Source organism: Rhizobium sp. 11_C7_N12_5 (assembly GCF_051811145.1).
Lineage (GTDB): Bacteria > Pseudomonadota > Alphaproteobacteria > Rhizobiales > Rhizobiaceae > Rhizobium > Rhizobium lusitanum.
This window is the reverse complement of record NZ_JBPWPY010000001.1, coordinates 1,294,405-1,319,858: the sequence shown is the minus strand read 5'-3', so window position 1 is coordinate 1,319,858 and position 25,454 is coordinate 1,294,405. Positions and strand designations below refer to the sequence as shown.

Sequence of the window (25,454 nt, the reverse complement as noted above, 5' to 3'; positions counted from 1 at the left end):
CTAGTTATAGCCGCGCACTGCCCGGAATGCGCTGACGAGATCGCCGCGGCCATCGAACACCCGCGCCGAGGTCTCCTGCGCCAAGGCATCCAATTGCCGCTTGTCCGCATCGCCGAAGGTGATGCCGAAGACAGGCACATGCGGGTTGACCGATCTCCACCGGCTCATGAAATCGCCGTTGGCATCGTCGGACTTGCCGTCGGTCATGATGACGATCGCCGGCAGATAGGAGGACAGGTCCCGCTTACTCTTCATCCAGTGAAGCGCCCTGCCCGCGCAGGCATACATATCCGTACCGCCGCCGGCATGCTGCAGCGAGACCTTATCGACCAAGCTCTTCTGCTGCGCCGGATTTCCCGTCGCCTCGAAGGTCGTGCGCACATCGGCGTCGAAGGGGATGACCATGATGCGGTCCGCCGGCGTCCACTGCGCCAATACCTTGCCGGTCTCATCCGGATTGAACAGGAACTGCATGGCCGCCTGCAGCTGGTTCTCGCCCTTACCTTCCATCGAACCCGAAAAATCGAGGCAGAGGGCGGTCAGCGACGGCTTACGCAATGCCACTTGATAGAGATCGAGCGCCTGGCGGATCACCGCGGGCTCGGGCATGCGAATTGCCGTCACGAGACGCGTCGGATCGAAATTCCACGACGGGTCCGGCTTGGCGGTGACATCCGCGAGCGGAATGCGACGGCCGGTATCGGCGATGCGCTTCTGCACCGGTGCAGAACGCAAGTAGTCAAGGAGTTGGTTGAAGAAGGCCTCAACCTCCTGCCCGCGCCCATGATCGACGAAACCGATCGGCGAATCGGCAACCACGACGCCATCGGCCGGATAGATGGCATAAAGCGGCTCCTTGCCCATGCCGGCCAGCTTGTCATTGGTCTCCTTCAGCACGGCTTCGTAATTCCACATGGCGTCGTAGAGCACGCCCTTTGCAGCCTGGTCCGTATAGAGATCCGCGAGCCAGCCAGAGGAACCAGAAGAGCGCTCAACGCCGGCAAGCAGGGACCGGACAGCACCCTGGACATCCGGCTTGTCGAGATCGCCCGGCTCGATGGCGGGTTTGTTGCCGAGCGCGCTCGACAGCATTGCGAGATAGGCGCTGGCGCCCGAGTTGGATTGCGTCGCGGATGTCATCAAGAACTTCAGCGAGCCGTTCTTCACCGCCGCCAATACGTCCTTCATGTAGACAGGCTTGCCGATCCAGCCGAGCGCCTCGGCCTTGGATTTGCGCACGCCGAGAATGACCGGCATCTGCGCCACCGACGTCAGCGACTTCACCCGGCGCTTGACGTCGAACATATCGACCCAAACGCTCGATGCCGGCCAGACGGCATCCTGTTCGACGCCTTGTTCGCTCTGGAGAGCGAGCCCGATATCCAGCGTGCCTTCATAGGTGAAGCTGCAAGTCGCTTTCTTTTCCTTGCAGAACTCTTCGACGATCGGCTGAATGACGGTGTTTTCCGAGCCGGAAACGATCGAGAACTTCGGGCCATCACCGCCGACATTGCAGCCGCTCAGCGCAAGAACTGCGGCGAGCGTCAGGCCGGTAACGAATGTGCGGATCTTCATGCAGTTCACCGCGCCTCGATCATCGCCTTCTTGAGCTCAATGGTCATTTTCTGCATCCGCTGCTCGGCCTCGGCCCGCTTGGCGCGACCATCTTCCTGCACCTTCAGCACGCCGCTGATCGTGTCGATCAGGTCGCGGTTGGCGGCGGCGAGCGTATCGATATCGACGATGCCGCGCTGCGATTGCTGCTCGATGGCAATCGCCTGATCCTTCATCATTTTCGATGCCTCGCGGATCATTTCGTTGGTGGCGTCCGTCACCGTCTTTTGCAATTCAAGCGCCGATTTCTGCTGGCTCAGGCCGAGCAGGATGACCATCTTCTGCTTCCAGGCCGGCACCGTCAGCGCCGAGGTTGCCTGCAGGTTCTCGATCAGCGTTTCGTCGCCGGACTGCACGATGCGGATTTGCGGCAATTGCTGAATGCCGAGCTGGCGCGCCTGCTGCAGATAGAAAACCCGCTTCTCGAGACGATCGAGAGCTTGTAGGCTGTCCTGATAGACCTGCGCCTCCAGCATGCCCCCGCCCGGACCGGTGGAGGCCGCATCGGCAGTACTCTTCAGCCGCGGAAGTTCGGTGGCGCGAAAGCGCTCAACGAAATTCTTGCCGGCCTGCACATAGGCATCGAGCTGCAGGATGGACTGCTTCGTCTCTTCGTGCAGATCATCGAGAAGGGCGATGTCCCGGCGCAGGATATCCTTGTGACGATCAAGCTCGAGCCCGATGCGGTCGATCTGGCCCGCCACATCCTCGAACTCTTCCTTGAAGCGCTGCACCCTGGCCCTGAATGAGGAAAACACGCGCGACAGGAAGCTTTCGTCCTTCAAGGAAGCCGGATCGAGCTTCTTCGATTTGATGATGATTTCGGTCAGCAGCCTGCCCACCTCGCCGAGATCCCGATTGCGGACCTCCCGGAGAATCCGGTCGGAATAATCGGAGACCGACTGCTGGGCGCGGTCGCCGTAGACGGAAATCCCGGCGCGGTCGGTGATGTCGATGCTATCGCCGATGCGGGCGATCTCACCCGGATCAGCGGCGACCACAGGCAGAGTCTCGTTGGAACCGGCGGAGATATCGGTATTGCTCATAGATTGTGCTTTCTCGTCCATAAAACACAGAGCCGACCGCAAAACATTGTCGACCGCCCCAAGACGATCAATCCCCCCGCGCGCCCCAATACAATTCCAGATCGGCACGGGCAAAAGTCAGACTCACCCAAGCGTGCCGATCGTTTCACACAATAGTGAAACTTGGATCACAGTTTTATGACGAAAATTTTGCCCTTTGCGCCGCGGTCCGGCGAGAGCTATTGGCAGGCCTTCGTGTCGAGAACCTCAAGCTTGGTGAGCTTGCCGGTGAGGACGAAGTCGCCGTAATCCATGGTGAGATCGCGCGTTATACCATTCTCGTAAAGCTTGAACGACATGCGGTAGACCGGTATGGCGTCGCCCGTGGACTTCTCGTTGAAATAGGCGACGGACACCGGCCAGAAGGCGGTCTTGGCAAAGGCGCCGGCCTTGTCGGCGTCGGGATCATCCGTGGCGGGCGTCTCCTGCTTGCCGACGACGGTGGTCGCGATCAATGGCTTGTCGCCGTCGTCGGAACCGTCGAAGACCTGGGCCTCGAAGAAATTCTTGCCGAGTTTGGCGTTGCGGATGATGTCGAGCATATGCTCGGTCGGGAAACGGCTCTGGATGAGTTCGATCTGCTTGCTGTGCGGCTGAGTCAGATCGACCTTGATGCCCTTCTGGTCGTCGGTCGCGGCGCCGCGCACGTCCTTGTCGAGCTGGCTGTCGGTATAGGACTTGGTTTCGAAGCGGAACACCCGCTTGGCCAGATCCTCGAACGTCGTCGTCTGCTGGTCGCTGACCCGCGTGGAATCGCCCGTGTCGATCTGCGTGACGAAGCGGAAATTGGTGGTGAACCCTGTGCAATCGGAGCCTTCGAATTCATAGACCATGCGACCGAACATGCCGGCGATGCCGGAACGATCGGAAGCGTCCTTCAGTTCGAGATCATAGACGGCGCGATGTGCAATGAGGCCACTCGGAACGGCCGCATGGGCTGCCGGATTTCCCAGAGATAGAACGCCCAGACCCGAAACGACAGCTGCAGCAAGACTCGAGCGGATCATTCATTATCTCCTGTTGGACTCGCACGCGATGTTATAAGAACGCTTTCGGCTTAAACGAGGCTGCCGGTCCTAATTGACGGAATTTAGTCTTGATGCCGGATTTTTGAAGTTTTTACAACAAAACGGGAGATGAAAATGTCCGACGCTATAGAGGGTCGTCTGAAGGAACTTGGCATCGTTCTGCCGCAGGCCGCCGCACCGGCCGCGAATTACGTTCCCTATGTCATCAGCGGCAATCTTCTCTATCTGTCCGGGCAACTGCCGATGGAAAACGGCAAGGTCGGCGTGACAGGCCATCTCGGCAGGGATGTCGACGTTGCCGGCGGCCAGCGCGCCGCCGAACTCTGCGCCATCAATATTCTTGCGCAGGCAAAGGCAGCGCTCGGCGGCGATCTCGGCCGCATCAAGCGCCTCATCAAGCTGAACGGCTTCGTCGCCTCGACGCCTGATTTCGTCGAACAACACCTTGTGATCAACGGCGCCTCCAATCTTCTGGCAAACGTGTTGGGAGACGCCGGCAAGCACGCCCGCGCCGCCGTCGGCATGGCAGCCCTGCCATTCAATGCCGCCGTTGAAATCGATGCCATTCTGGAAATCGCCTGATGAGCAAGCATGCCTGGTTGACCGAACGTCCCGTCGCCCATCGGGGCTATCATGACATGAACAAGGAGGTCTGGGAGAATACGCTCTCTGCGTTTGCCCGGGCCATCGAGGCAGGTTTTGCCATCGAATGCGACCTGCATTATGCCTCGGACGCCGTCCCGGTCGTCTTCCACGACGACGATCTGCAGCGCGTCTGCAATCTGCCCGCTCAGCTGCGCGATCGCACATCGGCCGAACTCGGCCTGCTTTCGGTCGGCGGCACCAAGGACAAGATCCCGACATTGAAGCAGCTCCTGCGGCTTTGCGACGGCAAGGTACCGCTGGTGCTGGAGCTGAAGGGCCGCGAAGGCGACGACGAGGGCTTTGCGGAAGCCGTGCTCGAAGTGCTGGAAGGCTACAAGGGACATGTGGCCCTGATGAGCTTCGACCATTGGCTGCTCAAGGACCTCAAGGCGCTGGAAGCACCCTACCCGATCGGTCTCACGGCCGACGGAAATGAGCCCGAGGCGTTTTTTAAGCATGACGAAGCCATGCAGCTTGGGCTAGACTTCATCTCGTACTTCTACGGCCACCTGCCGAACCCCTTCATCACGGCGCAGCGCCAGCGCGGCATTCCGGTCATAACCTGGACCGTGCGCGACGAAGCGGCCCGCAAACATACATTTGCCAATGCAGACCAGATGACCTTCGAAGGTTTTGACCCGCGCATAGCCTCATAAATCGGGATCGATTGAAGGAGGGACTTATGCGCAAACTTGAAATTCCGCTGCGTCCTTTGCATATCCGACTGGACGCGTGGCGCAGCGGTTGAGAGCCCCATCCATCCTTCCTTCCAAGCGCAAGAATTTGATGACAGACGAATTATCCATTCGAGTCGAACGATCCTTCAAGAACATCGCCCCGGAAAGCTGGTCCAAGCTCGCCGGAGCGTCCAAGGCAAGCAAGCTGCTGCCATATAACCCGTTTGTCTCGCATGCCTTTCTGTCCTCGCTTGAGGAGTCGGGCTCAGCAAGCGACAAGACGGGATGGCTTGGCAACCATTTGCTGCTCGAAACCGATGGCGGCGACTTGATCGGCGCCGTTGCGGGTTATCTGAAGAGCCACAGCCAGGGCGAATATGTCTTCGATCATGGCTGGGCCGACGCCTTCGAGCGTGCCGGCGGCCGCTATTATCCCAAGCTGCAATGCTCCGTGCCCTTCACGCCGGCCACAGGGCCGCGGCTGCTCGTCGCCGAAGGCCAGGACCGGAAGGCGATCCAGCCGGCGCTCGCCGAGAGCCTGAAGGAGGTGACACGACAACTCGGCGTCTCCTCCGCACACATCACCTTCCTGCCTAAAGACGAGGTCTCTGTCTTCGAAACAGATGGCTATCTGCATCGGACCGACCAACAGTTCCATTTCATCAACGAGGGCTATGCCGACCACGATGCCTTCCTGGAAACCCTCGCGTCGCGCAAGCGCAAGGCACTGAAGAAGGAGCGCCGCGCGGCACTCGAGCACGGCATCAGCATCGATTGGCTGACCGGCAGCGATCTCACAGAAGGCATATGGGATCAGTTCTTCGCCTTCTACATGGATACGGGCAGCCGCAAATGGGGCCGCCCCTACCTGACGCGAAATTTCTATTCGCTGATCGGCGAGCGCATGCCTGAGGATGTCCTGCTCGTCATGGCGAAACGCGAGGGACGCTATATCGCCGGCGCCATCAATTTCATCGGCGGAGAAACGCTCTACGGCCGTCATTGGGGCTGCATCGAGGATCATCCCTTCCTGCATTTCGAGGTCTGCTATCATCAGGCGATCGATTTCGCGCTCAACAAGGGGTTGAAGCGCGTAGAGGCCGGCGCGCAGGGCGAGCATAAGCTCGCGCGCGGCTATCTTCCTGTCATCACGCATTCGGCGCATTATATCGGCCACCAGGGCTTGCGACGCGCCGTTGCCGACTATCTGCAGCACGAGCGGGAGCAGGTGGAGGAAATGAGCGAAGTCCTTACCGAACACAGCCCCTTCCGCAAAGGCGAACGGCAAGATATCTAGCCGTTTTGGACAATCATAAACGGAAGACGAGGAGATCCCGGATGACCAGCTCGGCCTACGACACCAACAATATCTTCGCGAAGATCCTGAAGGGCGAGATTCCTTCCTATCGTGTCTACGAGGACGAGCACACGGTCGCCTTCATGGATGTCATGCCGCAATCGCCGGGCCATACGCTGGTTCTGCCGAAATCTCCGTCCCGCAACATCTTCGATGCCGATCCTGCCGCACTTCAGCACGCGATCACCATCGTCCAGAAGGTCGCCATCGCCGTCCAGGAAGCCTTCGATGCCGACGGTGTCTACATCGCCCAGTTCAACGAGCCTGCCGCAGGGCAGACCGTGTTCCATCTCCATTTCCACGTCATTCCGCGTCACGAAGGCGTGGCGCTGAAACCGCATTCGGGCAAGATGGAAGACGGTGCGGTGCTGGCTGACAATGCCAAGAAGATCATCGAAGCCCTGGCTTGACCTGGAGACACATGATTCGCCATCTGTCGCCTTTCGCGTGAAATATAAAGCCGGCTCGGCTGAGGAGACCCGTTTCCTCAAAGACGCCCTCGTTCTCAAAGAGATATCGAGCTTCCGGAACTTCGAGCAGCTTCGGCAGACCAGTTCAAAGATGATTTTACTTTTGGGTTCTCAACGGAGTTCGATAGTCGATCAGGCTACGACGCCTATAACATCGACCACGTCGCTTTCGTGCGCGATCGCTGGGTGCCCGAAGTCGAGTCCTTCCTCGAAATCGATTATACGAACCTATAGCACTTAATTATTATATCAAAATAAGCATATGAAAAGGCTGCATTGTTTCCAATGCAGCCTTTTCATTTTTCTCAAGCAGCCAATCGGCAATTACTTGCGCGGAACCTTCGGCACGGTGCCGCCCTTGCGCGGCGACTTGCCTTCCGGCTCATCGTTTTCGCTGGCCGCCGCGGCCTTGGCCGAACGGCGGGCATCCGCGGCTGCGCCGGCCTTGCCGACGCGGCTTCTGGCCTTGACAGTGGTGTCACCGTCATCCTGCTCCACCTCGAGCGGCGCATCGCCGACCTCGGCTTCCGGCTTCGGCCGGATCGGTGCCGTATCAGCGGTTGCTTCGAGCACGATGCCGGTGGTGCCGTCTTCCTTCGTGCCGACCGTGACGGTGACGACGCCACCCTTCTTCAGCTTGCCGAAGAGGATTTCGTTCGCCAGCGGCTTCTTGATGTTTTCCTGGATGACGCGCGCCAGCGGACGGGCGCCCATCTTTTCGTCGTAGCCCTTTTCGGACAGCCAGGCGATCGCGTCTTCGTGCAGATCGAAGGTAACGTTCCGTTCGGAAAGCTGAGCCTCCAGCTGCATGATGAACTTCTGCACGACCTTGTGGATGACGACGGTCGGCAGCGGCGCGAACGGAATGGTCGCATCCAGACGGTTGCGGAATTCCGGGGTGAACAGGCGGTTCAGAGCCTCTTCATCCTCGCCCGTACGCTTGGCCGAGCCGAAGCCGATCGCGGCCTTGGCCATTTCCGATGCGCCCGCATTGGTCGTCATGATCAGGATGACGTTGCGGAAGTCGATCTTCTTGCCGTTGTGGTCGGTCAGCGCGCCATGGTCCATGACCTGCAGCAGGATATTGAAGATATCCGGATGCGCCTTCTCGATTTCGTCGAGCAGGACAACGCTGTGCGGATGCTGGTCGACACCGTCGGTCAGCAGGCCGCCCTGATCGAAGCCGACATAGCCGGGAGGTGCGCCGAGCAGGCGGGAAACCGTGTGACGCTCCATATATTCCGACATGTCGAAGCGCAGCAGTTCGACGCCGAGCGACGAAGCAAGCTGCTTGGCGACTTCCGTCTTGCCGACGCCCGTGGGGCCGGAGAAGATGTAGCAGCCGATCGGCTTGTTCGGTTCGCGCAGGCCCGCACGAGCCAGCTTGATCGCCGTCGACAGAGCCTCGATCGCCGTGTCCTGGCCATAGACGACCGAACGCAGCTCCTGCTCGAGATTGGCGAGAACCATCTCGTCATCCTTGGACACCGTCTTTGGGGGAATACGGGCCATGGTGGCGATCGTGACCTCGATCTCCTTCTCGGTGATCAGCTTGCGACGCTTGGACGGCGGCAGCAGCATTTGCGCAGCACCCGTTTCGTCGATGACGTCGATCGCCTTGTCCGGCAGCTTGCGGTCGGAAATGTAGCGAGCCGACAGCTCGACAGCCGACTTGATGGCGTCGTTCGAATAGCGCAGGTGATGATACTCTTCGAAATAGGGCTTCAGGCCCTTCATGATTTCGATGGCATCCTCAATGCTCGGCTCGTTGACGTCTATCTTCTGGAAACGGCGGACGAGTGCCCGGTCCTTCTCGAAGAACTGACGGTATTCCTTGTAGGTGGTCGAACCGATGCAACGGATCGCACCCGAGGAGAGAGCCGGCTTCAGCAGGTTCGAGGCATCCATCGCACCGCCGGAAGTGGCGCCAGCGCCGATGACGGTGTGGATCTCATCGATGAACAGCACGGCGCCCGGATATTCCTCGAGCTCCTTGACGACCTGCTTCAGGCGCTCTTCGAAATCGCCGCGATAGCGGGTGCCGGCAAGCAGCGTGCCCATATCGAGCGAAAAGATCGTGGCGTCGGCAAGCGCTTCTGGAACCTTGCCTTCGACGATGCGCTTGGCAAGACCTTCGGCAATCGCCGTCTTGCCAACCCCGGGGTCGCCAACATAAAGCGGGTTGTTCTTCGACCGGCGGCAAAGCACCTGGATCGTGCGATTGACCTCGGAATGACGGCCGATCAGCGGATCGATCTTGCCGTTCTTGGCCTTCTCGTTGAGGTTGACGCAATAGGCCTTCAGCGCATCCTGCTGCTTCTTGCCGTTGCCTTCCTCCTGCTCACCGCGGGCAGTCGGCTTGCTCTCGGATTCGCTTTCCTCGGCGCCGCGCGGCGTGCGGGTTTGGGAGGAACCCGGACGCTTGCCGATACCGTGAGATATATAGTTGACCGCGTCGTAGCGGGTCATTTCCTGCTCCTGCAGGAAGAATGCAGCATGGCTTTCCCGTTCCGCAAAAATCGCGACGAGAACGTTGGCGCCCGTCACTTCCTCGCGACCGGACGATTGTACATGGATCACGGCGCGCTGGATGACACGCTGGAAGCCGGAGGTCGGCTTCGAGTCCTCATCATAGCCCGTAATCAGGTTTGAAAGTTCATTATCGACGTATTCAGTCAGAGTCTTACGGAGCGCGTCGAGATCAACATTGCACGCGCCCATGACAGCTGCGGCGTCGGCGTCGTCTACCAGCGCCAAAAGCAGATGTTCCAGCGTGGCATACTCGTGATGCCGCTCGTTCGCGTAAGTCAGTGCCTGGTGCAGCGCCTTCTCAAGACTAGGCGAAAATGTTGGCACGTTCAGATCCTCACTTCTTTTCCATAACACATTGCAGCGGATGCTGGTGCTGCCGGGCAAAATCCATCACCTGGCTCACCTTCGTTTCGGCTACTTCATATGTATATATCCCGCATTCACCCACGCCATGGTTGTGGACGTGAAGCATGATGCGAGTGGCACTCTCAAGATCCTTTTGAAAGAAACGCTCCAGGATGTGGATCACAAAATCCATGGGCGTATAGTCGTCATTCAGAAGCAGCACGCGGTATAGATTGGGCTTCTTGGTTTTGGGCTTGGTGCGTGTAATCACCGAGGTCCCGCGATTTCCGTTGTCCCCGTTCCTTTCGCCATTGTTTTGCATCCGGATCGGCTCAGCGATCATTTCGTTCTTTCCTCAAATCATCCGGCAGAAGCTATCGCATTCCGACTTGGCAACTGGGTTGGTTTATTGACTCGGTCGGGCCGAATATCCGAACCTATAACTTAGTTCATATCGGCGTGATTTTAAGCCCCTTGCGGGACACTGCAATCACAATTCGCTGACAAAGCGGGCTGCGGCCAAAAAAGTTGCAGCTATTGTCGAACCAGGCACGACTATCGGAAACGCAAAGGACCGACTGCGCATCGCGCAGTCGGTCCTTCCGGAATTGTCGCCTTGGGCGAGTTCTTAAGCGGCGGTGGCAGTCGCTGCCGCCTTGCTAGCAGCCTTAGTCGCTGCAGCGACAGGCGCTTCGTAAGGCTTGTAAGCGTTCTTGGCGAGATCTGCATACATTTCGCCGAGCTTGGTGGCTTCGGCGACGAAATTTTCGTAGGCCGACTTCACGTAGGTGCTCTGGAGTTCGAAAGCAGCTTCGAAGCTCTTGACGCCGGCGAGCGTTTCAAAGTGCGTAACACCATCCTGGAACGACTTCTTCGAATATTCAGCAGTTTCGGCGGCAATAGCCTGGAAACCCTTGCTGACATCGGAGTAGCTCTTCAGCGCCGTGTCCATGGCTTCCTTGCCCTTTTTGTTCGCTTCATCGAAATTGAACATGTTTCTCCGTCCCTTGTTGGCCGGCCGACGGCCGGTTTACACAGACAAGACTTAAATGCGATGCACAATTAGTCAAGTAGTCTTGTGCATCGCAATATCACCCGGAGATTGCATTTCCGATGACGGCACAATGTCATCGACGAGAGCGCAGACGCATCCGTTTGTTTTTTCTAATATATATCAATGTCTGTGCAACTACAGGCTTTGGCAGAAATATTGCGATTTGGCGGAAAATCCTATCTGGGTGGATGGAAGGTTCAACCACCCGTTCAGAACGACGAATCGGATCATTTTCAGTCGGCATCCAAGAAAAGAGCCGCATTTCGATGAAATGCGGCTCCGAAATCGGACTGGAATATTGGACACTTACAGCGACTTAGAGATCGACGTCCAGGATAGCCATCGAGAAATTGTAGGAACGGTCGCCGTCTTCATCATCGATATAGACAACACCCAGGAACTCTTCGCCGAGATAGACTTCTGCCGAATCATTCTTGCGCGGCCGGGCCTTCACCACCATCTGCGGATTGAACATGCGCTTGAAGTAGGCGTCGAGTTTCTTGATTTCGTCAGGCTTCACAATGCATCTCCGTGAGGATCTCTGTTTGGCCGCTTCTTGCATGGGAAAAGCGGCGGTGTAAAGACCGGAACCGCGCCAAATACCTTCAGCAATGGCGCTAAATCCCGAAGTTCAGGTTGGACTTTGCCTAGATTCCGGCGCCCATGATCTGGTCGACAACCATGCGTTCGGCCAGCAGCTGATCCATGGAGCGGGATGGCTCCGAGCAGCCTGCCTCGCCGACAACCTTGGCTGGAACGCCGGCGACCGTCGTCTTCGGCGGCACTTCCTTCAGAACGACCGAGCCGGCGGCGATACGCGAGCAATGGCCGATCTGGATATTGCCGAGGATCTTCGCTCCAGCGCCGATCAATACGCCATGGGCGATTTTCGGATGGCGGTCGCTGCCTTCCTTGCCTGTGCCACCAAGGGTGACGCCATGCAGGATCGATACGTTGTCGCCGATAACGGCCGTTTCGCCCACGACCAGGCCGGTCGCGTGATCGAGGAAGATACCCTTGCCGATCCGCGCAGCCGGGTTGATGTCGGTCTGGAAGACGCTCGAGGATCTGCTTTGCAGATAAAGCGCAAAATCACGGCGGCCGCGATTGTACAGCCAGTGCGCGAGACGATGGGTCTGCAAGGCATGAAAGCCCTTGAAATAGAGAACCGGCTCGAGGAAACGGAGACAGGCGGGATCGCGATCGTAGACGGCCTGAATATCGACACGCAGGATCGATCCCCATTCCGACCAATCGCTCAGCATTTCCTCGAAAGTCTGCCGCAGGAGAACGGCCTGCATATCCGGATGGTCGAGGCGCTCGCAAATGCGATAGATGACGCATTCCTCCAGCGAACGGTGATTGATGATCGTCGAATATAGGAAGGCGGCCAGAAGCGGGTCCCGGTCAGCGGCCGAGCGAGCCTCCTCGCGCATGCTATCCCAGATGGGATCCACGACCTTAACCGCGCCTAGGCCCTCCAGAGGGCGAATGTCCGTTACTGCGACCATTGGCGGTCTCCCGATTTGCTGCCAGTGGTGCATTATATAGAATAAATGCCACACAAGACAAATGGGTCGGACGCGCATGAATTTCGAGCATGATTTTGCCGGCGGTCTGCTTCGTGCAACCAGCAGCGATGCCATAGGCACGATCGCCATCAACAACCCCGGCAGCAAGAATGCCGTGACGGCCGCCATGTGGCGGGCACTTCCTCAGGCCGTGCGCATTTTGACCGACGAGGCGCACGCTCATGTGATCATTCTTCGCGGCGCCGGCGCGGATTTTTCCGCAGGCGCCGACATCCGCGAATTCGATAGCGTGCGTAAAGACGCCGAAACGGCCGTCGCCTACGAGGCTTTGAACAGTCAGGCCTTCACGGCCATTCGTCATTGCCGCGTGCCGACGATCGCGGCGATCCGCGGCGTCTGTTACGGCGGCGGTTTCGGGCTCGCCGCTGCCTGCGATCTAAGGATCGCGGAGCAAGGTGCGCGCTTCTCCATACCCGCCGTCCGCCTCGGCATCGCCTATCCCTCTGACGCCGTGCAGGACATCGTCAATGCGCTTGGGCCGCAGATGGCCAAGGTCGCGCTTTTTACGGGCGCTCCCATGTCGAGCGAGAAGATGGCTGCGGCCGGATTTCTGCTGGAAGAGATAGAGGCCGGCGCGTTCGATGCTGAGGTTTCCGCCCTCGCCCATGCGATCGCTGCCAATGCGCCGATCGCGCTGCATGCCTCGAAACTCGCAATCCGCGCCGTCATCGAACAGGATGGCGATCTGCTGCGCGAGGCGGAAGTGATCGGCGCCGAGACTTTCGACAGCGCCGACTATGCCGAAGGGCGGGCCGCCTTTGCCGCGCGACGGAAGCCGCATTTCACCGGCAGGTGACTTGACCGATCCAGCCCGTCAGTTCTCCAGCCGCTTATAGAATTCAAGAACCGCCGTCTTGAAGACCTTGTCGCCGACGGCGAGCATATGATCGCGGTTGGGGATGTCGACGACTTCGGCATGAGGCATCAGATCAGCAAGCTCCTGCGCCGAGCCGGCAATATCGTCCTTGGTGCCGACGGCAATCAGGGTCGGCGCCTCGATCCTCGCCACATCCTCCTTTGCGGCCAGATCGCGCGACCCCTGGATGCAGGCGGCAAGCGCCTGCCGGTCGCTCCTGGTCTGCTCGGCAAAAACGCGGAACATGCGGCCGCGCAGATGCATGACATCGTCCAGCGATGGCGCCAGCAGGGCGTCCGCGATCGGATCCCAATCGCCGACTCCTTCGACCATGCCGATGCCGAGGCCGCCGAGCACCAGCGAACGAACACGGTCAGGATGCGTGATCGCCATGAAGGTCGAAACGCGCGCGCCCATCGAATAGCCCATGACATGCGCCTCGGGGATGCCGAGGTGATCGAGCAGAGCGACGGCGTCTTCGGCCATGATCCAGGGATGATAGACATCGGCATCATAGGGCTTGTCGCTCATGCCGTGACCGCGATTGTCGATGGCGATCACGCGGTAACCCGCCTCGTCAAGCACCTTGAGCCAACCCGGATTGACCCAATTGGCAACCGCGGTCGAGGCAAATCCGTGAATCAGCAAAACCGGCTGACCATTCGGATTGCCCTCGTCGAAATAGGCGAGCTTCAATCCGTCGCTGACAAAATAGGAAATCGGAGGAACATTCAAATTCATGGCTGTATCTTCGCAAACAGGGCTTATTGGCGCCGGACCATATTTTATCGGCGATATCAGGTGAACCCCGCTTTCGCGAAAATCTCTGCGCCGAGCCGGACTTTCGCACTACACAATCGGCAAGAAGGATTATAAAGAGGGGCTACCAAGTCTGGCGCAACATTCATGCCGCTCAAGGCAAGACGCATTTGGAGATCATCATGGCCGGCCACAATATTCCCCATTTCCAGAACGATGGCGGACACCGCGTTATCGAAATCGGCGTGAAGGAATTCATGTGCACCGGCGCCTCGGTTCCCTACGACCATCCGCATATCTTCATCGACCTGGGCGACGATAGCGAGAAGGTCTGCTCCTACTGCTCGACGCTCTACCGCTACAATCCGTCGCTGAAGGCGGACCAGACCAACCCGCCCGGCTGCGTCTTCCACTTCAAGGCCGCGTGACCCTCCTGGATCGCGATCGGACATAGTCAAATGCCGATCAAAACAGCTGCCATCATCGGCGCCGGAATAGCCGGGTTGACGGCGGCGCTGGCGCTGGCAAGGCATGGCATCCGATCGGAGATTTTCGAACAGGCGGACGTGTTGACCGAAGTTGGCGCCGGCCTGCAGATTTCCCCGAACGCCTCCCGCATTCTCAATGCGCTGGGCGTCCTCGACGCGCTTCTGCCCATCTGGCTCGAACCGCAGGACGTGCGGCTGGTTTCCGGCTCTTCGCTGCGGCCGGTCGCATCCGTTCCATGCGGCGATTTCGCCAAGCAGCGATGGGGATCTCCCTACGGCACGGCGCATCGCGCGACCCTGCAGAAAGCACTTCTCGATGCGGTGACAGCCAACGCGCTTTGCACGCTGCATCTCGGCCGACACATCGATATCAAAGACAGACGGGGATTGGATGGGATCGCCGGCCGGGACATGGATCTCGTCATCGGCGCGGACGGCGTCTGGTCAAAGGCACGTGCCTTGGTGCCCGGCGCCCCCTCGCCGCTCTTTTCCGGCAACATCGCGTGGCGTTTCACTCTTCCGGAGGCTTCCGCACCGGCCATCCTGAACAAGACGAGCGTCACGGCGTTTCTCGGTCCCTCCAGCCACCTCGTCTGCTATCCGATCCGTGAAACTGCCGCCTTCAATATCGTCGCCATCGTTTCCGGCAGCAGCGCGAGCCACGATTGGAGCGCTATCGGCAGCAAGGCCCAAAGAGACAATATGCTGCGCGGCTTCTCCGGCTGGAACAGCGCAATTCTGCGGATGTTGGAAACGCAGGAGCAGGCAAGCTTCTGGCCGCTTTACGAAATGGGCGTCGGCCGATGGCACAATGGCAGCGACACGATCCTGATCGGCGATGCGGCTCATGCGATGATGCCATTCGCCGCCCAAGGCGCGGCCATGGCAATCGAGGATGCATTCGAATTGGCAGGCATGCTCGCAACGCGCTCTGTCTCTGAAGCACTCGATCTTTATGAGAAGCATCGTGCGCCGCGCATCGCCCGCCTGCGCCAGCGCGCCGCCTTCAATCAGTTCGCCTACCATGCCCGCGGGCCGATACGGATGGCGCGCGACCTCGTTCTGTCCCTGCGCCCGCCGCAAAGTCTTGCGGCGGACATGGACTGGATCTACGGCTATCGCGCCATCGGCTGATCAAGCCTCCTTGGTTGCCGCAAACCCCTTTTCGATATCCGCCTTGATATCGGCGACGTCTTCCAGGCCGATCTGCAGGCGCAATACCGGCCCCTCCGTCGGCGCCTTGGCGAGGCGGCGGTCGTTGAGGTTGACGTGCAAAGCGAGGCTTTCGAAGCCGCCCCAGGAATAGCCGAGACCGAAAATTCGGAGCGCATCGAGGAAGGCATGCGCCTTGGCCTTGAATTTCTGAGGGCTGTCGACAGCCAGCACGAAGGAGAAAATGCCGCTCGATCCCTTGAAGTCGCGCTTCCAAATCGCATGGCCTGGGAAGCTCGGCAGCGCGGGATGCAGTACGCGCGCAACCTCCTCCCGTCCCTCCAGCCATTGGGCGATGGCAAGCGCGCTCTGCTGATGGCGCTCCAGCCGCACACCCATAGTGCGCAAGCCCTTCAACACCTGGTAAGCATCATCCGGTGCGCCGCAGATGCCGAGTTGACCATGGGCGTCCAGCAAGCGCTTCCAATGCGCCGCATTGGCGGAAACGGTCCCCATCAGAATATCGGAGTGGCCGGCCGGATACTTGGTCACCGCATGGATCGAGATGTCAACGCCGTGATCAAGCGGCTTGAAATAGAGCGGTGTTGCCCAGGTATTGTCCATCGTGACGACGCAGCCGTGCCTGTGAGCAGCCGTCGAAATCGCTGATATATCCTGCATTTCGAAGGTATTGGAACCCGGCGCCTCTGTATGCACCAATTTGGTGTTCGGCCTGATCATCTGCTCGATGCCCGCGCCGATGAGCGGATCGTAGTATTCAACCTCGACACCGAGCCGCTTCAGCATCGTATCGCAGAAGTGGCGCGTCGGCCCGTAGACCGAATCGACGACCAGCGCATGGTCACCGGCGGATAAAAACGCAAGAAAAGGTATGGTGACAGCCGCAAGCCCGGACGGCACGATGACCGTTCCCGCCGATCCCTCCAGCGCGTCGATCGCCTCGCAAAGCGCATCCGTCGTCGGCGTGCCGCGCGTGCCGTAGGTATATTTCTGGTCGTGCGTTTCCATGGTCCGTGCATTCGGAAACAGCACCGTGGACGCATGAACCACGGGCGGATTGACGAATCCGTGGAAATCGGAGGGCGAATTGCCGATGTGGGATAAACGCGTATTGATGCCGGCGTTCTGCAGCAATGTGTCTTTGTCTTTCATGTCCGGATATGCCCTTGGCGCTGTAGGAACCTCGATTTGTGGCGAGCAAGTCCAGTGGGGTCAACCCTGATCCGTCTCAGTCCTCTTATTACTAGAAGGCTAAAATAACGAAAATAGCGAATTAACCTCCGTTTTCGCGTAGTTTTTTGGCAAAATGCCGCTTATTTTCACGCCAAACGCTCATTTTTCGAACGCCCCGGGCGAAAATGCCGAATAAATCCGCAATAATTGGGCCAATGTCTTGACCGCAAATCCATTTACGACTGTGATAGGACCACTCGCACCGGGAGAGTGAGGGAACGTGGTTCTCCGAGAACCTGCTTCGGGAGCGATACATTTTAACTATAAAACAATAGTCAAAGGTAGGGAAAGATGAAAAAGTTTGCGCTGTCCGTATTGCTGGGAGCCGCGGCACTGGCATACACCGCCTCCGGCGCTTCGGCTTCGACGCTGAGCGACGTGAAGGCCAAGGGCTTCATTCAATGCGGCGTGAATACGGGTCTTCTTGGCTTCGCACAGCCAGACGCATCCGGTAACTGGGCCGGTTTCGACGTCGACTTCTGCAAGGCAGTCGCTTCGGCTGTCTTCGGTGATGCGACCAAGGTCAAGTACACCCCCCTCAGCTCCAAGGACCGTTTCACCGCGCTGCAGTCCGGTGAAGTCGATCTGCTGTCGCGCAACACGACCTGGACCATCAACCGCGATACGGCGCTCGGCCTCAACTTCCGCCCGATCACCTACTATGACGGCCAAGGCTTCATGGTCCGCAAGGAACTGAACGTCAAGTCCGCTCTGGAACTCTCCGGTGCCGCCGTCTGCGTCCAGTCCGGTACCACGACGGAACTCAACCTCGCCGACTACTTCAAGGCTAATAACCTTCAGTACAATCCGGTGGTCTTCGACAAGCTCGAGGAAGTCAACGCCGCCTATGATTCCGGCCGTTGCGACGTCTACACCACCGACCAGTCGGGCCTCTATTCGCTGCGTCTGACTCTGAAGAACCCCGACGACAACGTTGTTCTGCCGGAGATCATCTCCAAGGAGCCGCTTGGACCGGCCGTTCGCCAGGGCGACGAGCAGTGGTTCGACATCGTCAGCTGGACCGCTTACGCGCTGATCAACGCTGAAGAATTCGGCATCACGCAGAAGAACGTCGACGAGATGAAGGGTTCGGCAAACCCGGACATCAAGCGCTTCCTCGGCGCTGAGCAGGGTTCGACGATCGGCACCGACCTCGGTCTGACCAACGACTGGGCCTACAACATCATCAAGGGCGTCGGCAACTACGGCGAAGTCTTCGACCGCAACATCGGCGCCGGCAGCCCGCTGAAGATCGCTCGTGGCCTGAACGCGCTGTGGAACAAGGGCGGCATCCAGTACGCACCGCCGGTCCGCTAAGCCGCGAACGGCATAAACTTATGGAGAAAGGCGGCTTTCGCCTTTCTCCCCTCAAGAAAACAAGCCTGAAACAGGCACATTGGGGAAAATTTCTGCATGGCAATTACTACAAATTCGCCTGAGGGCGAGCGTTCATTTGTATCTGTGGTCTTATCTGTGATCATACCTGTTATAAACAACCCGAAAGTCAGGGGGGTGTTTTATCAGGCCGTCACCATTATCATTCTTGTGGCTCTCGTTTGGTTCCTGATCCACAATACGGCTGACAATCTACGCGCATTGAACCGTTCCTTCGGCTTCAGCTTCCTGGAAGGCCGCTCCGGCTTCAATCTCGGACAGGCGCTGATTCCATATTCCAGCGATTCCACCAATACCCAAGCGCTCATCGTCGGCCTGCTCAATACACTTCTCATTTCAGTGGTCGGCATCGTCTGCGCAACGATCGTCGGCTTCATCATCGGCATTGGCAGGCTTTCAAACAATTGGCTGATCGCCAAGCTTTCCCAGACCTACGTCGAAATCTTCCGCAACATTCCGCCATTGCTCGTTATCTTCTTCTGGTACAGCGGCGTTCTGGTGCTGCTGCCGCAAGCGCGAGATGCCGTGCATCTGCCGTTCTCCACCTATCTCAGCAACCGTGGCCTCGCCTTCCCCAGCCCGATTTTCGGCGCTGGTATGTGGGCCGTCGGCCTTGCCTTCGTTGTCGCTATCGTGGCGGTAGTTTTCCTGGCGCGCTGGGCACACAAGCGCCAGGCGGCGACAGGCCAGCAATTCCATACGATCTGGGTGTCGATCGGTGTGCTGATCGGCCTGCCGCTGTTGACCTTCCTTGCGGTGGGCCTGCCGCTCTCCTTCGATTATCCGGTTGCCGGCAAATTCAACCTGACGGGCGGATCCGTCGTGGGACCGGAGTTCATTGCACTTCTCCTGGCATTGTCTCTTTACACCGCGACCTACATTGCCGAAATCGTGCGCGCCGGCATTCGCGGCGTAGCGAAAGGCCAGTCGGAAGCGGCAGGTGCGCTCGGCCTTCGCGCGTCGGCGATCACCAGGCTCGTGGTCATTCCGCAGGCAATGCGCATCATCATTCCACCGTTGACGAGCCAATATCTCAACCTGATCAAAAACTCTTCGCTCGCCATCGCCATCGGCTATGCCGATCTCGTCGCAGTCGGCGGCGTGATCCTCAATCAGTCCGGCCGCGCGGTCGAAGTCGTGATCATATGGATGATCATCTATCTCGCCTTGAGCATCGCAACGTCGCTGTTCATGAACTGGTTCAATGCCAAGATGGCTCTGGTGGAGAGATAGGATGTCAAACCCAAATCAAAGCTTGGTCAGCAAGACCCTCCTTCTGGCGCAACCAGCACCGGCTGGCGAAAAAGGTGCGTGGCATTGGATCAGGAAGAACCTCCTGGCGACACCAAAGGACGTTGTTCTGACCGTGATCGCTATTGCCTTCCTTGCATGGGTGATCCCGCATCTGGTCAATTGGTTGTTCGTGCAGGCAGTTTGGAGCGGAACCGACCGCACTTTCTGCGCCACGACCGTTCAGGGCGGAACCCAGCCGGACGGTTGGAATGCCGCTTGCTGGGCTTTCATCCGCGCGAAATTCGTCATCTTCATGTTCGGCCTCTATCCGCCGGATGAACGCTGGCGGCCTGTGCTCGTTATGATTCTGACGATCATCGCCTTCGTGCCGCTCATGATGCCATCGCTTCCCAGGAAGGGATTGAACGCGATTCTGGCGTTCTTCGTGCTGCCGATCGTTTCGTTCTTTCTGCTCCATGGCGGCTTAGGCCTAGAGGTCGTGGAAACGGAAAGATGGGGCGGCCTGCTGGTGACGTTGGTGATTTCCTTCGTCGGGATCGCGGTCTCGTTTCCATTCGGCATCGTGCTTGCACTCGGGCGCCGCTCGAAAATGCCTGTCGTCCGTATGCTGTGCGTGATCTTTATCGAGGTCATCCGTGGCGTGCCATTGATCACGGTGCTGTTCATGGCCAGCTACATGCTGCCACTGTTCATGCCACAGGGCTGGACCGTCGATAAGCTGCTGCGCGCTATCGTCGGCGTCGCGATCTTCACCTCGGCCTATATGGCCGAAGTCATTCGCGGCGGCCTGCAGGCCGTGCCGAAAGGCCAGTTCGAAGGCGCAGACTCGCTCGGCCTCGGCTATTGGCAGAAGATGCGGCTGATCGTTCTGCCGCAGGCCATCAAGCTGGTCCTCCCGGGCGTCGTCAACACCTACATCGGCATGTTCAAGGACACGTCGCTGGTAGCGATCATTGGCATGTTCGATCTGCTCGGCATCGTCCGCCAGAATTTCTCCGACGCGAACTGGGCGAGCCCCGTGACACCGATAACGGGGCTGGTCTTCGCCGGCTTCATATTCTGGCTTTTCTGCTTCGGCATGTCGCGTTATTCAGGCTTCATGGAACGCCATCTCGACACCGGCCACAAACGATAAGAACTGAGGGAAGATAATATGGCTGACGCCCAACCGAAAAAACTGACCATTTCCGAGACGGAAGTCGCGGTTGAAATGATCAACATGAACAAGTGGTACGGCGATTTCCACGTGCTGCGCGACATCAACCTCAAGGTCATGCGCGGCGAGCGCATCGTCATCGCCGGTCCGTCCGGCTCCGGCAAATCGACAATGATTCGCTGCATCAACCGCCTCGAAGAGCACCAGAAGGGCAGCATCGTCGTCGACGGCGTGGAACTCACCAACGATCTGAAGAAGATCGATGAAGTCCGCCGCGAAGTCGGCATGGTGTTCCAGCACTTCAATCTCTTCCCGCACCTGACGATCCTGGAGAACTGCACGCTGGCGCCGATCTGGGTGCGCAAGATGCCGAAGAAGCAGGCGGAAGAAATCGCCATGCACTTTCTCACCCGCGTCAAGATCCCGGAGCAGGCGAAGAAATATCCCGGCCAGCTTTCGGGCGGCCAGCAGCAGCGCGTGGCGATTGCCCGTTCGCTCTGCATGAACCCGAAGATCATGCTGTTCGACGAGCCGACCTCGGCGCTCGATCCGGAAATGATCAAGGAAGTGCTCGACACCATGGTGGGTCTTGCCGAGGAAGGCATGACCATGCTGTGCGTCACCCATGAAATGGGCTTTGCCCGCCAGGTCGCCAACCGCGTCATCTTCATGGACCAGGGCCAGATCGTCGAGCAGAATTCGCCGAAGGAATTCTTCGACAATCCGCAGCATGAGCGCACCAAGCTCTTCCTCAGCCAGATCCTGCACTGAGTTCGCGCAAACTATAGGACAATTAAGGAACCCGCCGGCTGCGATGCAGCCGGCGGGTTTTTCGTCGATACTCCGCACCAGCGGAGCCAAAGCGGTCAGCGCAAGGGCAAGGCGTAGGTCTGCTTGACGATCTGGCTCGGCACATCGGTCTTGACGTTCTGGATGCCGTTGACCTTCGTCAGATGCGTGGACTGGAACTGTCTGTAGTCGTCGAGATCGGATACGGCGACGCGCAACAGCGCATCGCTTTCGCCAAGCATGATGTAGCACTCCATCACCTCAGGCAGCTTCTTCATTGCCGCTATGAAGCGATCGATCGTTTCTGCATCCTGGGCCGTCAGCCAGACGCGGGCAAACATGGATAGCGGCAGCCCGACCTTGGCCGGATTGAGGACGGCCACATAGCGGTCGATCATGCCGGCATCCTCAAGGAGCTTGACGCGCCGCAGGCACGGCGATGGAGACAACCCCACCTCCCTCGCCAGTTCCACATTCTGAATTCGCCCGTCGCGCTGCAGAGCGCGCAAAATACGCTTATCGATCTCGTCCAGCCGCATTGGCATCCTCTATCAACAAGAGCGCGATCATGGATTTCAATGCCAATTAGTCGTTCAGAATTGATATCTTCGCAAGCCGATTGCCTCGCCAGGCCTTTAGACTGCCATTCATGGAAAACATCGAGCTTCTTCTCTTCGCGGGCACTGTCCTGCCCCTCATCTGCACACCGGGGCCGGACATGCTGTTCGTGGCATCGCAGGCCATGTCCGGCGGCGCCGTGGCCGGACTGCGCTCGACGGCCGGCATCTGCATCGGCTACGTCGTCCATTCGACGCTTGCAGCCCTCGGCGTGGCCGCCATCATCGCCACCTCACCCGCCCTGTTCATGCTCCTGCATTGGCTCGGTATCGCATATCTGCTTTATCTTGCGTCTCGACTGATCGTATCCTCGCTCAAAGCCGGGAAGGCCGCGCAGCCGTCGGCTTCGGCGACGAACTCGCTTCGGCGCGGCCTCCTGACAGCTATCCTCAATCCCAAGGGCATGATGATCTATTTCGCCATCCTGCCGCAGTTCATAAAGCACGATGGGAGCATCGCCCTGCAGGCGAGCCTCCTATCCGCAATCTTCATCGGGCTGTGCGGGGTCTTCTATGCGCTCCTCAGCTTCGCCATTGCGGCCGTTGGCTCCCAGGGAAGCTTCACCGATCGCGGTCGAAGATGGAGCGAAGGCATCGCTGGCGGCCTTCTGCTGATCGCCGCCGGGCGACTGGCGACTTGAACAAGCCGAGTAGCGCTTCACGCAGAACGCGATATACTGCCTACCACCGCGAAACACGCGGCATTCACGAGGCGTCAGGGGAAGCGGGCCGTGAAGAAAAGCGACAAAATCGTCGGTGGGCTCGCGCTATTGAGCGCGGCCATCGTCGTCATCAAACTGGCCGGGGTAATGACCGGCTACGACCTCTTCCAGATGGCAGTCGACGCGCCGAGGCCGAGAGATGCCGGCGGGTGGCTGGCGGCGACGAAATGAGGGTAGCGCAGCGTGAAAGGCGTCCTGAAAAAAATCGGAAAGGATTGGCGACCCCTGCAGGATTCGAACCTGCGACCACCTGCTTAGATGTGAAGCGTTTATTTAAAAAATAAAACACTTATAAAGTGAAGATATGACTAATAGTGTATTATTTTGCCGCGTTTTGGCAAGCTCAATTGCCCTGCTTCCTAGCAGAATAAGAGCGGTCGACCCCGTCAACTAGCTCCCACATTGCCGAATCTTAATTTAGATATGATAGCCGACAGACACGTGGCATTTTGAGAATGGCGGTCGTGTGATGTTAAAGCTCGTTTCGTATGGCGTGATTGCTTCAGCCATCGCTTTTATAATTTGTTTACTTGCGCTTATGTTTTTCTACGCTGCGCAACCCTCCCCTCCCGGGCCACCGCAACAGCAGGCAACCGAGGAGAGCACGATCGCTCAAGATCACCGCGAAGCAGAAAGATCCTTCTGGGAAAAGGTGACGACGGATCCAGTCGCGACTTTCACACTCTTGCTTGTTATATTCACCGGCGTGTTGAGCTTGGTAGGTGTTTTCCAGCTTTGGTTGTTGCTCAGAGGTGAAACGGTCGCGGAAAAAACAGCCGACGCCGCCAAAGAATCCGCTGACGTCGCCAACAAAACTCTTACCGCTTCGCAGCGACCATGGATCTTTCCCGATGTTAGTGTCGGAAGCGACCTTAGCATTAACGACGACGGCGCTAAGGTTACGTTCGAATATGTCCTCAAGAATAGTGGAAACACGCCTGCGTTGGCAGTTGAAGTGTATCCAAAACTTTTCGCTTTTCAATTCGGAAAAATTTCTGGCGATCCACCCAATTTGACCGTGAATGTACCTCAGACTAATGCCGCCGCTGAACTCGCGAAATTTTGTGCCGCGCTCACCGAATCAAGTGAAATGCTGGCAAAGGCCAATGTTTCGAAGGGCGATCCAATCTTTCCTGGTCGTGAACTGAGGGGCGCCCTGAATATTACAATGCCAAAGGCCGAGATTGACGCCGCTCGCGAGCAGAGTGGCCCTGACATTCTGTCTCCAGTACTTTTGTTTTGCGTGACCTATCGCACTCCCTTCGACAATAAATCGCATCGTACCGGTCTGGTCTTCACTTTGGTTAAGCGGGAACCGTCTGCGGCTGGCGGCTTGAGACCGTTTACGGCTGACGACAAACTGATACCGCGGGAACTCTTGGAACTGCATCCTTTTCCGTTCCACAGTGGCGAAGCTGACTGATCCGACGGGCAAATGCGATTATGCCTAGCGCCGCAACGCGATGTCCAAGGGATTGCAATCGATGGCAATTATGTTGGCCGGGGTCGCGCCAGTCACCAGCAGAATGCCGTTGTCCCGGCCGTCAATGACGCCCAAATTTTGCGCGATATTTTTATTCGTGTGCGACCGCACGTTCTCTTTTCACTCATGCCCTCTCCCTCTCGTACCAAGCCGTTAGCTTGCCGATCGCGCTGTCGGCAATTCCCTCATCCAGCGCGAGGTAGTGCGTCAGGATCTCTGTTACGGTCTTATAGCTGTAGCCGGTGATGCTGCAGATCTCGGGGATGGTGCAGCCTGCCAGACTGGAAATTGACGGCGTGACATTTCATGACTTGCGGGGAACGTTTATCATTGACCGTCGATGAGAGGGAGCGACTGCGGAGCAGATCGCATCCATAACCGGGCATTCAGTTGCCGACGTGGGAAGGGCGCTTGAAAAGCACTATCTGGCAACGGACCAACAGGCCAGTGATGCGGTCGTTTTGCGTATGGAAAAGAACACTACGAGAATAAAAAAGCGTAAACGGTACGAAAAACCCGTAAACGGGCTCTAATGCGTTGATCCAAACTGATCGTAACTACTTCAAAAGATTGGCGACCCCTGCAGGATTCGAACCTGCGACCACCTGCTTAGAAGGCAGGTGCTCTATCCAGCTGAGCTAAGGGGCCTTAAGCCGAGCCGCAAGTTGTTCGCGGCCGCCAACACATGCATGAAACCGCCGTCAAACTCAATGGGCAGCGGTTTCAATAAGCGCCTGTTTCAGTGTGTCCAGGGCTGGATGCGCGAGTAACGGAAATTATCGGAATAGGAAACCGTCTGGCGCGTGGGATCCTTGGGGGCGATGACGCGGTATTCTATGCCTTCGCGCTGGGCATAGGCCTCGGCCAGTTCCTGCGTATCGAAGGTCAGCTTGAGCTGCTGGCGCGTGTCGGCCGAAGACGTGTAACCCATGATCGGATCGATCTTGCGCGGGATCTCCTGATCGAATTCGAGAACCCAAACATTGGTCTTGGCCTTGCCGGACTGCATGGCGGTCTTTGCGGGACGATAAATCTTGGCAGGCATTGCTGCAGCGCCTCCGAATAAAGCGGGAGCAACCCGCTTCTTTGCTTCTCTTGCCTTGGCTCGATCTTTAAAGATCTAGCGAACA

Annotated in this window: 26 protein-coding genes, 1 tRNA gene and 1 pseudogene; 15 read left to right on the top strand and 13 right to left on the bottom strand. The window is 58.2% G+C overall.

Annotated features, from left to right (window positions below):
* The 3 genes from AB8B29_RS06605 to AB8B29_RS06595 all read right to left on the bottom strand — a co-directional run bounded on the left by AB8B29_RS06605 (position 1) and on the right by AB8B29_RS06595 (position 3,706).
* Positions 1-1,575 carry a substrate-binding domain-containing protein gene (locus AB8B29_RS06605; RefSeq protein WP_439006320.1) on the bottom strand — a complete coding sequence of 525 codons (1,575 nt, stop codon included), beginning with the start codon at positions 1,573-1,575 and terminating at the stop codon, positions 1-3.
* Between the two features lie 5 nt (positions 1,576-1,580).
* The gene (locus tag AB8B29_RS06600) at positions 1,581-2,660 is read right to left on the bottom strand and encodes a toxic anion resistance protein (protein WP_113118272.1); all 1,080 of its coding nucleotides are present in this window, start codon (positions 2,658-2,660) and stop codon (positions 1,581-1,583) included.
* Between the two features lie 218 nt (positions 2,661-2,878).
* A complete protein-coding gene (locus AB8B29_RS06595) occupies positions 2,879-3,706 on the bottom strand; it encodes a cell envelope integrity EipB family protein (protein ID WP_092573695.1) in 828 nt (275 codons plus the stop codon).
* Positions 3,707-3,841: 135 nt separating this feature from the next.
* Here AB8B29_RS06595 and AB8B29_RS06590 point away from each other — a divergent pair, with 135 nt between their 5' ends.
* The 5 genes and pseudogenes from AB8B29_RS06590 (at position 3,842) to AB8B29_RS06570 (ending at position 7,110) form a co-directional block, all read left to right on the top strand.
* Positions 3,842-4,309 carry a RidA family protein gene (locus AB8B29_RS06590; protein ID WP_037201896.1) on the top strand — a complete coding sequence of 156 codons (468 nt, stop codon included), beginning with the start codon at positions 3,842-3,844 and terminating at the stop codon, positions 4,307-4,309.
* A complete protein-coding gene (locus AB8B29_RS06585) occupies positions 4,309-5,028 on the top strand; it encodes a glycerophosphodiester phosphodiesterase (RefSeq protein ID WP_037201894.1) in 720 nt (239 codons plus the stop codon). Before AB8B29_RS06590 ends, AB8B29_RS06585 begins: the two co-directional genes overlap by 1 nt.
* Positions 5,029-5,158: 130 nt before the next feature.
* Positions 5,159-6,346, top strand: a complete 1,188-nt coding sequence (locus AB8B29_RS06580) for a GNAT family N-acetyltransferase (RefSeq protein WP_113118273.1) — start codon at positions 5,159-5,161, stop codon at positions 6,344-6,346.
* 41 nt (positions 6,347-6,387) lie between these two features.
* Complete coding sequence (locus AB8B29_RS06575) at positions 6,388-6,816, top strand: HIT family protein (protein ID WP_037201889.1); 429 nt, start codon at positions 6,388-6,390, stop codon at positions 6,814-6,816.
* A gap of 11 nt (positions 6,817-6,827) precedes the next feature.
* Positions 6,828-7,110, top strand: a pseudogene (locus tag AB8B29_RS06570) (Dabb family protein).
* A gap of 90 nt (positions 7,111-7,200) precedes the next feature.
* On the opposite strand, the gene clpA reads toward AB8B29_RS06570, so the two are convergent.
* The 5 genes from clpA to cysE all read right to left on the bottom strand — a co-directional run bounded on the left by clpA (position 7,201) and on the right by cysE (position 12,318).
* Positions 7,201-9,732: an ATP-dependent Clp protease ATP-binding subunit ClpA gene (gene clpA / locus AB8B29_RS06565; protein WP_037201887.1), complete on the bottom strand. Its 2,532-nt coding sequence runs from the start codon at positions 9,730-9,732 to the stop codon at positions 7,201-7,203.
* Between the two features lie 10 nt (positions 9,733-9,742).
* Positions 9,743-10,096, bottom strand: a complete 354-nt coding sequence (gene clpS / locus AB8B29_RS06560; protein WP_034505170.1) for an ATP-dependent Clp protease adapter ClpS — start codon at positions 10,094-10,096, stop codon at positions 9,743-9,745.
* Positions 10,097-10,381: 285 nt separating this feature from the next.
* Complete coding sequence (locus tag AB8B29_RS06555) at positions 10,382-10,747, bottom strand: phasin family protein (protein ID WP_037201886.1); 366 nt, start codon at positions 10,745-10,747, stop codon at positions 10,382-10,384.
* A 376-nt stretch (positions 10,748-11,123) separates the two neighbouring features.
* A complete protein-coding gene (locus AB8B29_RS06550) occupies positions 11,124-11,327 on the bottom strand; it encodes a DUF3126 family protein (RefSeq protein ID WP_034505173.1) in 204 nt (67 codons plus the stop codon).
* A 127-nt stretch (positions 11,328-11,454) separates the two neighbouring features.
* The gene (gene cysE, locus AB8B29_RS06545; protein ID WP_037201883.1) at positions 11,455-12,318 is read right to left on the bottom strand and encodes a serine O-acetyltransferase; all 864 of its coding nucleotides are present in this window, start codon (positions 12,316-12,318) and stop codon (positions 11,455-11,457) included.
* Positions 12,319-12,394: 76 nt separating this feature from the next.
* Between cysE and AB8B29_RS06540 the strand changes: the two genes are divergently transcribed.
* A complete protein-coding gene (locus AB8B29_RS06540; RefSeq protein WP_047638310.1) occupies positions 12,395-13,195 on the top strand; it encodes an enoyl-CoA hydratase-related protein in 801 nt (266 codons plus the stop codon).
* 18 nt (positions 13,196-13,213) lie between these two features.
* Here the strand turns inward: AB8B29_RS06540 and AB8B29_RS06535 are convergent, their stop codons facing one another.
* On the bottom strand, positions 13,214-13,996 hold the full coding sequence (locus tag AB8B29_RS06535) for an alpha/beta fold hydrolase (protein WP_037201881.1): 783 nt from the start codon (positions 13,994-13,996) through the stop codon (positions 13,214-13,216).
* Positions 13,997-14,196: 200 nt separating this feature from the next.
* Between AB8B29_RS06535 and AB8B29_RS06530 the strand changes: the two genes are divergently transcribed.
* Both AB8B29_RS06530 and AB8B29_RS06525 read left to right on the top strand, forming a co-directional pair.
* Positions 14,197-14,442 (top strand): zinc-finger domain-containing protein, encoded by a 246-nt coding sequence (locus AB8B29_RS06530; RefSeq protein WP_037201878.1) that lies wholly within the window; start codon positions 14,197-14,199, stop codon positions 14,440-14,442.
* Positions 14,443-14,472: 30 nt separating this feature from the next.
* The gene (locus AB8B29_RS06525) at positions 14,473-15,636 is read left to right on the top strand and encodes an FAD-dependent monooxygenase (RefSeq protein ID WP_037201876.1); all 1,164 of its coding nucleotides are present in this window, start codon (positions 14,473-14,475) and stop codon (positions 15,634-15,636) included.
* On the opposite strand, the gene AB8B29_RS06520 is transcribed toward AB8B29_RS06525, so the two are convergent.
* Positions 15,637-16,827: a cystathionine beta-lyase gene (locus tag AB8B29_RS06520; protein ID WP_037201872.1), complete on the bottom strand. Its 1,191-nt coding sequence runs from the start codon at positions 16,825-16,827 to the stop codon at positions 15,637-15,639.
* Positions 16,828-17,199: 372 nt separating this feature from the next.
* On the opposite strand from AB8B29_RS06520, the gene AB8B29_RS06515 reads away from it, so the two are divergent.
* From AB8B29_RS06515 to AB8B29_RS06500, 4 genes are all read left to right on the top strand, one after another.
* Positions 17,200-18,225 (top strand): amino acid ABC transporter substrate-binding protein, encoded by a 1,026-nt coding sequence (locus AB8B29_RS06515; protein ID WP_037201870.1) that lies wholly within the window; start codon positions 17,200-17,202, stop codon positions 18,223-18,225.
* 96 nt (positions 18,226-18,321) lie between these two features.
* The gene (locus AB8B29_RS06510; protein WP_047557754.1) at positions 18,322-19,536 is read left to right on the top strand and encodes an amino acid ABC transporter permease; all 1,215 of its coding nucleotides are present in this window, start codon (positions 18,322-18,324) and stop codon (positions 19,534-19,536) included.
* A gap of 1 nt (position 19,537) precedes the next feature.
* The gene (locus AB8B29_RS06505; protein ID WP_037201866.1) at positions 19,538-20,692 is read left to right on the top strand and encodes an amino acid ABC transporter permease; all 1,155 of its coding nucleotides are present in this window, start codon (positions 19,538-19,540) and stop codon (positions 20,690-20,692) included.
* A gap of 18 nt (positions 20,693-20,710) precedes the next feature.
* The gene (locus AB8B29_RS06500; protein ID WP_037201864.1) at positions 20,711-21,484 is read left to right on the top strand and encodes an amino acid ABC transporter ATP-binding protein; all 774 of its coding nucleotides are present in this window, start codon (positions 20,711-20,713) and stop codon (positions 21,482-21,484) included.
* Between the two features lie 95 nt (positions 21,485-21,579).
* Here AB8B29_RS06500 and AB8B29_RS06495 read toward each other — a convergent pair whose 3' ends face one another.
* Positions 21,580-22,041, bottom strand: a complete 462-nt coding sequence (locus tag AB8B29_RS06495; protein WP_092573689.1) for an Lrp/AsnC family transcriptional regulator — start codon at positions 22,039-22,041, stop codon at positions 21,580-21,582.
* 110 nt (positions 22,042-22,151) lie between these two features.
* Between AB8B29_RS06495 and AB8B29_RS06490 the strand changes: the two genes are divergently transcribed.
* The 3 genes from AB8B29_RS06490 (at position 22,152) to AB8B29_RS06480 (ending at position 24,264) form a co-directional block, all read left to right on the top strand.
* A complete protein-coding gene (locus AB8B29_RS06490; protein ID WP_113118274.1) occupies positions 22,152-22,760 on the top strand; it encodes a LysE family translocator in 609 nt (202 codons plus the stop codon).
* A 90-nt stretch (positions 22,761-22,850) separates the two neighbouring features.
* Positions 22,851-23,012 (top strand): hypothetical protein, encoded by a 162-nt coding sequence (locus tag AB8B29_RS06485; RefSeq protein WP_439006319.1) that lies wholly within the window; start codon positions 22,851-22,853, stop codon positions 23,010-23,012.
* A gap of 298 nt (positions 23,013-23,310) precedes the next feature.
* Positions 23,311-24,264, top strand: a complete 954-nt coding sequence (locus AB8B29_RS06480) for a hypothetical protein (RefSeq protein ID WP_439006318.1) — start codon at positions 23,311-23,313, stop codon at positions 24,262-24,264.
* 631 nt (positions 24,265-24,895) lie between these two features.
* Here AB8B29_RS06480 and AB8B29_RS06475 read toward each other — a convergent pair.
* Positions 24,896-24,972, bottom strand: a tRNA-Arg gene (locus AB8B29_RS06475).
* A 91-nt stretch (positions 24,973-25,063) separates the two neighbouring features.
* Positions 25,064-25,369, bottom strand: a complete 306-nt coding sequence (locus AB8B29_RS06470) for an ETC complex I subunit (RefSeq protein ID WP_092573687.1) — start codon at positions 25,367-25,369, stop codon at positions 25,064-25,066.
* Positions 25,370-25,454: the final 85 nt, after the last annotated feature.